This is a genomic window from Mesorhizobium sp. M7A.F.Ca.US.014.04.1.1 (assembly GCF_003998745.1).
GTDB lineage: Bacteria > Pseudomonadota > Alphaproteobacteria > Rhizobiales > Rhizobiaceae > Mesorhizobium > Mesorhizobium ciceri.
The window spans coordinates 1-1263 of record NZ_RZRW01001012.1; the positions used below are offsets into that span (position 1 = coordinate 1).

The 1263-nt window shown below is 56.6% G+C and carries 1 protein-coding gene; it reads left to right on the forward strand.

Annotated elements, in window-relative coordinates:
* Nucleotides 1-152: 152 nt before the first annotated feature.
* Nucleotides 153-1154, forward strand: coding sequence for a LacI family DNA-binding transcriptional regulator (locus EOA22_RS34040; protein WP_082826744.1), 1002 nt, complete (start codon nucleotides 153-155; stop codon nucleotides 1152-1154).
* Nucleotides 1155-1263 lie beyond the last annotated feature (109 nt).

Below are 1263 nucleotides of genomic sequence, written 5' to 3' on the forward strand. Positions count from 1 at the left end.
CCTCGCAAGGAACAGCCTACGACATTGTTGGCCAAAATCGCGCCGACCCCGCCGGCCTGACAGCAGCGTTTGATCTCGCGCATCGTCTTGCTATTGCTGCGCGCAAGGCAGCATAACAGGCGCAAAAGCTGATTTGCGCAAGGATCCAATGCATGAGACGGTCAACTTCGGTGGATGTCGCGCGGGAGGCTGGCGTATCGCAATCGACGGTGTCTCGCGCGCTCGCCGGCGACGGGAGGATTTCAGAGGAGACAAAGAAAAAGATTCGCAAGACGGCGGAGCGCTTGGGCTATACGCCAAATGGGATCGCGCGAAGCCTGCAGACGAAGAAGACGAATATGGTTGGCCTGATCATGGCCGATATCCTCAATCCGTTCTACCCGGCCGTCCTGGAAATCTACACCCAGAAGCTCAACGCCATGGGCAAGCAGCTCCTGTTGCTTTCCGTGCCCAAGGGTTTCGAAGTCGATGACGTGCTGCCATCGATGCTTCAGTACGAGATCGACGGTTTGATCGTCACGTCAGCTGTGTTGTCGTCGCGAATGCGCGACATCCTGCACAACAGGAACACTCGGGTGGTTTTGTTCAACCGCTCCGTCGACGACTTTTCGATCAATTCAGTGTGCTGCGAGAACAGGTCGGCTTCTATGGAAGTTGCCGCCCTTCTTGTTGCCGCAGGGCATAGGCGTATAGCCCTTATAGGGGGCCGCCCTGATACGTCGACCCACCGCGAACGTAGCGCCGGTTTTCAGGATGAATTGCGCCGCCATGGAGTCCAAATCATTAGCGAGCAATTCGGCGAAAACACCTATGGCGGGGGTTACAGGGCAGCGATCAATCTGCTGTCCGGCCCGACTCCCCCGGACGCCATCTTCTGTATCGCCGATGTCATGGCGCTTGGCGCGCTGGATGCAGCGCGCTTCGGGCTTGGGCTGAAAGTTCCGCGCGATGTTTCCATCGTGGGCTTCGATGACATTCCCTCGGCCGCCTGGCCGGCATACGACCTCACCACCTTCCGCCAGCCGATCGAGGCGATGGTGGGGCGGTCCCTGTCCCTGCTGTTTGATCCGGCAGACTTTCCACCAGCGGCTATTCGCATACCCGGCGAACTGATCATTCGCGGCTCTACCAACATTGGTCCTGCAACCGTCTGAACTGATCAACGCCAGATACTAATTTAGCAAATTCATATGCATACGTATTCTCAAGTTAAGGAAATGGAGAGTGATTTATGAAGGAAAATCAAGTCGCGCCAAATTTCAG